Source organism: Pseudomonas sp. KK4, assembly GCF_001984065.1.
In the GTDB taxonomy this organism is placed as follows: domain Bacteria; phylum Pseudomonadota; class Gammaproteobacteria; order Pseudomonadales; family Pseudomonadaceae; genus Aquipseudomonas.
The window spans coordinates 147,675-156,173 of sequence record NZ_LYVP01000003.1 but is presented as its reverse complement, the minus strand read 5'-3'; the positions used below and the strand labels follow the sequence as shown (position 1 = coordinate 156,173).

The following is an 8,499-nucleotide window of genomic DNA, read 5'->3' as shown; positions in this document are numbered from 1 at the left end:
GCCGGGCACCCGCCTCGACCAGTGGTGCGCACTTGGCCGGATTGCGGTTCCACACCGTCAGCGGATAGCCCGCCGCCAACAAACGCCGGCACATTGGCAGCCCCATCAGGCCGATTCCGGCAAACCCCAACGAAGGTAGTGTTGACATCATTTTGCCTCTTTCTGATTAAAGATCGCCGAATATTGGCCGATTCATCATGACTCAGGAAAGGATTCCCCCGAGCGACGTTCAGGCCGCGGCTCTGACGCTTGGGCCAAATACGCGCTGATAAAAGACGCGAGTTCTCATTCCGTGACGGTTCGACGACAAGGTGTCGCCCGACCCAACCAGCCCAGGTACATGGCGAACAATGACTTCCAAAAACAATCCGGCCCCTGCGGTAACCGACCTGACCATGAGCCCTGCGGCGAACAGCCCTGTCTCGTCGAAGCCATTGCTCCCGTCACGCCCGCTGGCGACCCAGCAATACCTGTACTTCACCGAAACCAACACCGACCGCATCCTCGACAACCTCGACGGCCTGCGCGACATGGTGTTTCCGCGCCCGCCGCACCTGGAAGGCGACAACGAACAGCATAACGAACAGGAATTCCCGTCGGTATGCCTGATCGGCCTCGGTCGCTGTGGTTCGAACATCGCGCTGGACGTCGCGGAGCTGGTGTACAACGCCCGCAAGTTCTATCTCAACGAATTCAACAGCGACGATCGCCTGTCGCCGGACAAGCGCTACGCCGAAAAGGGCTACAGCCCGGCACAGTGGATTCGCAACAACCTGCGCCTGATGCCGAACAAGGCCACCAAACCGGTGTTCCTGGTCGAGCCGCTGGTGATGCTCGGCGACCTGGACAAAGACATCGCCGGGCGCATCCGCTTTTCGCGCAAGAACGAAAAAAGCGGCTTCCTGCGCGACTACAGCAAAATGAAGATCATGGACCTGTCGGAAGTCCATGCGGGCGGCGCCGGTAACGCGCCGATTCTCGGCCAGTACCTGGCCAAGATCATCCTGAACAAGGACACCCAGCGCTTCTCCAGCCCTGACTGGAAGATGATCCACTCGTACCTGATCGACAGCTGCGGCATCAAGGCCAACCAGTCGCGCCTGTACTTCTCGATCTTCAGCGCCGGCGGCGGTACCGGTTCGGGCATGGCCTCGGAGTTCGGCCTGGCCCAGCAGCATTCGTACATGAACAAAACGTTCGACACCAAGCCGATGGACGAGCACGACAGCAAGAGCGGTCATTCCTTCGTCTTCGAGCCGATCTTCACCAGCGGCATCTGCGTGCTGCCGAACATTTCCGATCACCGCAGCGAAATGTCCGAAGCGTTGCACATCAACGCCGGTCGCCTGCTGTGCAAATACCTGTCGGAAGAATGGGACTTCTCCTACAACTTCGCCAACGAAGACAGCAGCGAAGCCAGCGTCATGGGCCGTATCCGCCCATGGAACGCGATGATGCTGATCTCCAACGACATCATGCGTTACGCCGAAGAAAGCGATGACGGCAACATCCAGAACATTGATGTCAATGCCATGGAGAAGCACGCCAATCAGTACATTTCGCAACAGATCTTCAACATCCTGACGGCGCAGGCGGTCACTACCGACTACGACCAGAACTACTTCCGTCGCGCCGGCATCGACATCGGCGAAACCATTCGCCTGGACGCCAACGACCTGTTCATGAGCCTGGCCGGCCCGGTGGCGATTGCCTACGCAGAGTCTGTCGTCCCGGAAACCCCGGCGCCGACCGGCGACAAATTCAAGGTGTTCGAGAAAGAGCCGCAGCGCCTGAACATCGACGACCTGTTTTTCCGCTCCATCGACCTGCCGCACTTCAACAAGGTCACCCAAGCCATCGAAGGCATCAGCCTGTTGCCGATCGAATCCAAGCGCTATCGCGCCTCGCTGGAGCAGTACAAGAATTCGGGCTATGACGCCGCGGCGCTGCACGACCTGCATTTCTTCAAGAACTGCTCGTCGGTGGTCTCGATCGTATCCCTGCCCAAGGACTACAAGCTGTCCTACATGGACCTCAACCGCTTGAAGACCCACCTCAACAGCTTGTTCCCCAACACCACGCTCAAGCGTTACGCGCTGGTGATCGGCGCCTCGGCCAACCTGTCGCTGACCACCCTGATCGCCAAGAGCCCGTGCCTGTCGGATGACTTCCTGACCCTGATCGTGGCCTTCATCAAGCGTTGCTTTGCGCGCAACCCGTACCGCTTCGATGACACCCTGGATCACTCGATCCTCGACTTCATCATCAATGAGGAATTCGACGAAGACCGCATTGATGAGCTACTCAACGAATTCGAGAATCCGGCGAAAATCCTCGATACCAACTGGTACGCGATCAAGCCGATGTACGAGAAGAAATACCGCGAGCTGATCAACGACAAGGACAAGTTCGTCTCGATCAACGACATCCGCCTGTCCCGGGATTGCGTGAAGAAAGCGATCAAGTACCTGCGCGAGATCTACCGTCATCGCATTGGCAAGACCAAGGTTATTTCGTTGAATAACCATACGGGCAAAACGGCGTATTAAGCGGCGTCCCCTTCGCGAGCAAGCCCGCTCCCACACTGCCCTTCCGAGGAAACTCGGTCAAATGTGGGAGCGGGCTTGCTCGCGAATACGGTCGGTCATTCACCGCCTGCCCGACAGAAAGACAATCTCCAGAAACAATTAAGCAGCCCTCAGGCTGCTCGCTTAACTGTTCCCGTTACGTTTACGTCACCGTGAGGCTGTGGCCTTTCTCTACGGCAACGTGCCATCACGCTACTCGCCTACACACTTTCAATCGGCAACTGTACGCACCGAACCGGTGCGAACATTCAAGCCTTCGCTCTTTCCTGGATCAGGATCCACGGCGAAACCACCACCGCCCACAGCTGCGGGTCACGTTCGAACAGATCCAGCGCCCGCGTTTCAGACAGCTTGGCGACCTTGTCGGCAGCCAGCCAGGCCGCCACTTTCTCGCCCTCATCGCTGGCCACGGCTTCGGCTGCGCCGATCAAATCCAGCGCCGGGTCGACCCACAATAGGGCGCCCTTGGCGAAGAACGGCTCCAGTTCCTTCCAGGTAATAGATGCGGTTTCTCCAAGCAGCTTGGCATAGAGGGTGCTAGGTTCTTCGTTCATGGGTCTGCTCGAAAAAGAAATTGACGCAATGATAACGTCGGTGGTTCGGCAGAAAAACCCGGTAGCAATTTGCATCACCGAATGAAAAGCGCAGGAACGCCAAGGAATGCACGGAATCTGGCTATATGCCCGTCAAACCCCCGCCGCAATTCTGTCTTTTTCTTTCAAAAAAGCGACACCCCTGAGTTTTGCCCCCCGGCGCCAGCTTCCCAGGCTGACAATCGGCGCTCTACACTGTACCGGTACAGTTGCCGAGGGGCTTTTCCGGGGAATGTCGTGGATACTGACCCGGTTCTGCCGCCCGAGGCGCCAGGACTATAAAAACTACAACAGTAAGAGTGGAGCACTATGACTAAGGCTACTAAGCAGATTTCCAAACTGTTTGCCGCTATGGTTCTGGCCGGGGTTGCCAGCCATTCGTTCGCAGCTGACACCATCAAGATCGGCATCGCCGGCCCTAAAACCGGCCCTGTAGCCCAATACGGCGACATGCAGTTCAGTGGCGCCAAAATGGCCATCGAACAGATCAACGCCAAAGGCGGCGTGGACGGCAAGAAACTCGAAGCCGTTGAATACGATGACGCCTGTGATCCAAAACAAGCGGTAGCGGTCGCGAACAAGGTCGTCAACGACGGCGTCAAGTTCGTGGTTGGCCACCTGTGCTCCAGCTCCACCCAGCCGGCGTCGGACATTTACGAAGACGAAGGCGTGATCATGATCACCCCGGCTGCCACCAGCCCGGACATCACCAACCGTGGTTACAAAATGGTGTTCCGCACCATCGGTCTGGACAGCGCCCAGGGCCCTGCCGCCGGTAACTACATCGCCAAGTTCGTCAAGCCGAAAGTCGTTGCCGTCCTGCACGACAAACAGCAATACGGTGAAGGCATCGCCACCGCCGTTAAGCAGACCCTCGAAAAAGACGGCGTCAAAGTCGCTGTATTCGAAGGCATCAACGCCGGCGACAAGGACTTCTCCTCGATCATCGCCAAGCTCAAGCAAGCCAACGTCGACTTCGTCTACTACGGCGGCTACCACCCGGAGCTGGGTCTGATCCTGCGTCAATCCCAGGAAAAAGGCCTGAAAGCCAAGTTCATGGGTCCGGAAGGCGTGGGTAACGACTCCATTTCGCAGATCGCCAAGGACGCTTCCGAAGGCCTGCTGGTAACCCTGCCGAAGTCGTTCGACCAGGACCCTGCCAACGTTGCCCTGGCTGACGCATTCAAGGCCAAGAAAGAAGACCCGAGCGGTCCGTTCGTGTTCCCGGCCTACTCGGCTGTGGAAGTGATCGCCGAAGGCATCAAGGCCGCCAAGTCCGAAGACACCGCCAAAGTGGCTGAAGCCATCCACAAAGGCACCTTCAAGACCCCTACCGGCGACCTGAGCTTCGACGCCAAGGGCGACCTGAAAGACTTCAAATTCGTGGTTTACGAGTGGCACTTCGGCAAACCGAAAACTGAAGCTTCGCCTCAGTAAGGCCTTGCCTGACTGACTGCCAACAAAGCCCACGGCGTGCCGTGGGCTTTGTTTTACGAACGTACCTGGGCCGCGCTGGCGTGATCCGCCAGTCTCCCCACCTGAAAATCTCAAAACCGTCATCAGCGGTTCGCTGGCAAACCCCGAACTCGAAGTGGATGCAGATCCACGGGGCCCGGGCGGGAAAATGACTCCACCAGTGAAATGCGTATCAGGTTTTTAGGAGCGCTGTAATGCCTGACATCTATCACTTCTTCCAACAGCTGGTTAATGGCCTGACCATTGGCAGCACGTATGCCCTGATCGCCATCGGCTATACGATGGTCTACGGCATCATTGGAATGATCAACTTCGCCCACGGCGAGGTGTACATGATCGGTTCCTACGTGGCGTTCATCGCCATCGCCGGGCTGGCCATGCTGGGACTCGACAGTGTTCCGCTGTTGATGACCGCCGCTTTCCTCGCGACCATCGTCGTGACCAGTGCCTACGGCTACAGCATTGAACGGATCGCCTACCGCCCCCTGCGCGGCAGCAACCGTCTGATCCCGCTGATTTCCGCCATTGGTATGTCGATCTTCCTGCAGAACACGGTTCTGCTGGCGCAAGACTCCAAGGACAAATCCATCCCCAACCTGATTCCGGGCAACTTTGCATTCGGGCCAGGTGGCGCACAAGAAGTGCTGATTTCCTACATGCAAATCGTGGTGTTCGTGGTGACCCTGATCGCCATGCTCGGCCTGACGCTGTTCATCTCCCGCTCTCGCCTGGGTCGCGCCTGCCGCGCCTGTGCCGAAGACATCAAGATGGCCAACCTGCTGGGTATCAACACCAACAACATCATCGCCCTGACCTTCGTCATCGGTGCTGCGCTGGCGGCCATCGCGGCCGTGCTGCTGAGCATGCAATACGGCGTGATCAACCCCAACGCCGGTTTCCTGGTCGGCCTAAAGGCCTTCACCGCAGCGGTACTGGGCGGTATCGGCAGCATCCCGGGCGCCATGCTCGGCGGGCTGGTATTGGGTGTGGCGGAAGCCTTCGGTGCCGATATTTTCGGCGACCAGTACAAGGACGTCGTGGCCTTCGGTCTTCTGGTTCTGGTGTTGTTGTTCCGGCCAACCGGCCTGTTGGGTCGTCCGGAGGTTGAGAAAGTATGACTAGGAATCTTAAACAGGCGTTCTTCAGCGCCTTGCTGGTGTGGGCCGTGGCCTACCCGGTACTGGGTCTTAAACTGACCATCGTCGGCATCAACCTGGAAGTGCATGGCACCAGCACCGCCACGCTGATCACCATCGCCGTGTGCTCGGTGCTGATGTTCCTGCGCGTGCTGTTCGACCAGCAGATCAGCTCGGCCTGGCGTTCTTCGCCGAACATGCCGCTGATTCCGGCCAAGGCCAGCAACTTCCTGACCCTGCCGACCACTCAGCGCTGGATCATCATTGCGTTGATCGCCGGCGCCCTGATCTGGCCGTTCTTCGGCTCCCGCGGCGCGGTGGACATCGCGACTCTGGTGCTGATCTACGTGATGCTCGGCCTGGGCCTGAACATCGTGGTTGGCCTGGCCGGCCTGCTCGACCTCGGTTATGTCGGCTTCTACGCCGTGGGTGCCTACAGCTACGCGCTGCTGTCGCACTACTTCGGCCTGAGCTTCTGGATCTGCCTGCCGATCGCCGGCCTGATGGCGGCCACCTTCGGCTTCCTGCTGGGCTTCCCGGTGCTGCGTCTGCGCGGCGACTACCTGGCGATCGTGACCCTGGGCTTCGGTGAAATCATCCGTCTGTTCCTGCGTAACCTGACCGATATCACCGGTGGTCCGAACGGCATCAGCAACATCGAAAAACCGACGTTCTTCGGCCTGACGTTCGAGCGCAAGGCGGCCGAAGGCATGCAAACCTTCCACGAGTACTTCGGCCTGGAATACAACTCGATCAACAAGGTGATCTTCCTGTACCTGGTGGCGTTGCTGCTGGCACTGGCTGCCCTGTTCGTCATCAACCGTTTGCTGCGCATGCCGTTGGGCCGCGCCTGGGAAGCGTTGCGTGAGGACGAGATCGCCTGCCGTGCCCTGGGTCTGAACCCGACCATCATCAAACTCTCGGCTTTCACCCTGGGCGCCAGCTTCGCCGGTTTCGCCGGCAGCTTCTTCGCTGCCCGTCAGGGCCTGATCACTCCAGAGTCCTTCACCTTCATCGAGTCGGCGATCATCCTCGCCATCGTTGTATTGGGTGGCATGGGCTCGCAGTTGGGCGTGATCCTCGCTGCGGTGGTGATGATCCTGCTGCCGGAAATGATGCGTGAGTTCAGTGAGTACCGCATGTTGATGTTCGGTGCCTTGATGGTACTGATGATGATCTGGCGCCCTCAGGGTCTGCTGCCCATGCAACGTCCTCACATGGAGCTGCGCAAATGAGCCGCGAGATCCTTAAAGTAGAAAACCTGAGCATGCGCTTCGGCGGCTTGCTGGCGGTCAACGGCGTTGCCTTGAGCGTGAAAGAGAAACAAGTGGTGGCACTGATCGGCCCCAACGGTGCCGGCAAGACCACCGTGTTCAACTGCCTGACCGGCTTCTACAAGCCGTCCGGCGGCAGCATCCTGCTGGACGGCGAGCCGATCGAAGGCCTGCCTGGCCACAAGATCGCCCTCAAGGGCGTGGTGCGTACCTTCCAGAACGTGCGCCTGTTCAAGGACATGACGGCGGTCGAGAACCTGTTGATCGCCCAGCATCGCCACTTGAACACCAACTTCCTGTCCGGGCTGTTCAAGACCCCGTCGTTCCGCAAGAGCGAACGCGAGGCCATGGAGTTCGCCGAGTACTGGCTGGACAAGGTCAACCTGCGCGAATTCGCCAACCGCCCGGCCGGCACCCTGGCCTACGGTCAGCAACGTCGCCTGGAAATCGCCCGTTGCATGATGACCCGCCCGCGGATCCTCATGCTCGACGAACCGGCCGCCGGCCTGAACCCGAAGGAAACCGAAGACCTGAAGGCGCTGATCAGCGTGCTGCGTGAAGAGCACAACGTGACCGTGCTGCTGATCGAACACGACATGAAACTGGTCATGAGCATTTCCGACCACATCGTCGTGATCAACCAGGGCACGCCTCTGGCCGACGGCACGCCGGAACAGATCCGCGACAATCCTGAAGTGATCAAAGCCTACCTGGGGGAAGCGTAAATGCTGCAGTTCGAAAACGTTTCCACCTTCTATGGCAAGATCCAGGCCTTGCACAGCGTCAACGTCGAAGTCCGCCAGGGCGAAATCGTGACCCTGATCGGCGCCAACGGTGCCGGCAAGTCCACCTTGCTGATGACCCTGTGCGGTTCGCCTCGGGCCCACAGCGGCAGCATCCGTTACATGGGTGAGGAACTGGTCGGCCAGGACTCTTCGCAGATCATGCGCAAGAGCATCGCGGTCGTGCCGGAAGGCCGTCGGGTCTTTTCCCGCCTGACCGTCGAAGAGAACCTCTCCATGGGCGGCTTCTTCACTGCCAAGGGCGACTATCAGGAACAGATGGACAAGGTCCTCGGACTTTTCCCACGCCTCAAAGAACGCTTCAGCCAGCGCGGCGGCACCATGTCCGGCGGCGAACAGCAAATGCTCGCCATCGGCCGTGCGCTGATGAGCAAGCCCAAGCTGTTGCTGCTCGACGAGCCGTCCCTGGGCCTGGCACCGATCATCATCCAGCAGATCTTCGACATCATCGAACAGCTGCGCAAGGACGGTGTGACGGTGTTCCTGGTGGAGCAGAACGCCAACCAGGCGCTGAAGATCGCCGACCGCGCCTACGTGCTGGAAAATGGCCGGGTGGTGATGCAAGGCACCGGTGAGTCCCTGCTGACCGACCCGAAAGTGCGCGAAGCGTACCTCGGTGGTTGAGCCTT

General features: G+C 59.1%; 8 protein-coding genes. 6 read left to right on the top strand and 2 right to left on the bottom strand.

Features of this window, described 5'->3' with window-relative positions; translation table 11 throughout:
* The coding region (locus tag B0W55_RS02220; RefSeq protein ID WP_256576170.1) for an NAD(P)-binding domain-containing protein at window positions 1-151 on the bottom strand (151 nt) is incomplete at its 3' end.
* A gap of 199 nt (window positions 152-350) precedes the next feature.
* Between B0W55_RS02220 and B0W55_RS02215 the strand changes: the two genes are divergently transcribed.
* Window positions 351-2,549, top strand: coding sequence for a hypothetical protein (locus tag B0W55_RS02215; protein ID WP_077044401.1), 2,199 nt, complete (start codon window positions 351-353; stop codon window positions 2,547-2,549).
* A 287-nt stretch (window positions 2,550-2,836) separates the two neighbouring features.
* On the opposite strand, the gene B0W55_RS02210 is transcribed toward B0W55_RS02215, so the two are convergent.
* On the bottom strand, window positions 2,837-3,142 hold the full coding sequence (locus tag B0W55_RS02210; protein WP_077044400.1) for a DUF2288 domain-containing protein: 306 nt from the start codon (window positions 3,140-3,142) through the stop codon (window positions 2,837-2,839).
* A 348-nt stretch (window positions 3,143-3,490) separates the two neighbouring features.
* Here B0W55_RS02210 and B0W55_RS02205 point away from each other — a divergent pair, with 348 nt between their 5' ends.
* The 5 genes from B0W55_RS02205 to B0W55_RS02185 all read left to right on the top strand — a co-directional run bounded on the left by B0W55_RS02205 (window position 3,491) and on the right by B0W55_RS02185 (window position 8,494).
* Complete coding sequence (locus B0W55_RS02205; RefSeq protein WP_077044399.1) at window positions 3,491-4,618, top strand: branched-chain amino acid ABC transporter substrate-binding protein; 1,128 nt, start codon at window positions 3,491-3,493, stop codon at window positions 4,616-4,618.
* Window positions 4,619-4,851: 233 nt separating this feature from the next.
* Entirely contained in the window at window positions 4,852-5,775 is a 924-nt protein-coding gene (gene livH, locus B0W55_RS02200; protein ID WP_077044398.1) for a high-affinity branched-chain amino acid ABC transporter permease LivH, read from the top strand.
* On the top strand, window positions 5,772-7,028 hold the full coding sequence (locus B0W55_RS02195; protein ID WP_077044397.1) for a high-affinity branched-chain amino acid ABC transporter permease LivM: 1,257 nt from the start codon (window positions 5,772-5,774) through the stop codon (window positions 7,026-7,028). Before livH ends, B0W55_RS02195 begins: the two co-directional genes overlap by 4 nt.
* On the top strand, window positions 7,025-7,792 hold the full coding sequence (gene livG, locus B0W55_RS02190; RefSeq protein WP_077044396.1) for a high-affinity branched-chain amino acid ABC transporter ATP-binding protein LivG: 768 nt from the start codon (window positions 7,025-7,027) through the stop codon (window positions 7,790-7,792). Before B0W55_RS02195 ends, livG begins: the two co-directional genes overlap by 4 nt.
* A complete protein-coding gene (locus B0W55_RS02185; RefSeq protein ID WP_075946837.1) occupies window positions 7,793-8,494 on the top strand; it encodes an ABC transporter ATP-binding protein in 702 nt (233 codons plus the stop codon). It begins immediately after the preceding gene.
* Window positions 8,495-8,499 lie beyond the last annotated feature (5 nt).

Bases quoted from the DNA above. Each gene is read 5' to 3' on its own strand.
- B0W55_RS02195 (WP_077044397.1), top strand. From the start codon at position 5,772: ATGACTAGGAATCTTAAACAGGCGTTCTTCAGCGCCTTGCTGGTGTGG.
- B0W55_RS02205 (WP_077044399.1), top strand. From the start codon at position 3,491: ATGACTAAGGCTACTAAGCAGATTTCCAAACTGTTTGCCGCTATGGTT.
- livG (WP_077044396.1), top strand. From the start codon at position 7,025: ATGAGCCGCGAGATCCTTAAAGTAGAAAACCTGAGCATGCGCTTCGGC.
- B0W55_RS02210 (WP_077044400.1), bottom strand. From the start codon at position 3,142: ATGAACGAAGAACCTAGCACCCTCTATGCCAAGCTGCTTGGAGAAACC.
- B0W55_RS02215 (WP_077044401.1), top strand. From the start codon at position 351: ATGACTTCCAAAAACAATCCGGCCCCTGCGGTAACCGACCTGACCATG.
- livH (WP_077044398.1), top strand. From the start codon at position 4,852: ATGCCTGACATCTATCACTTCTTCCAACAGCTGGTTAATGGCCTGACC.
- B0W55_RS02185 (WP_075946837.1), top strand. From the start codon at position 7,793: ATGCTGCAGTTCGAAAACGTTTCCACCTTCTATGGCAAGATCCAGGCC.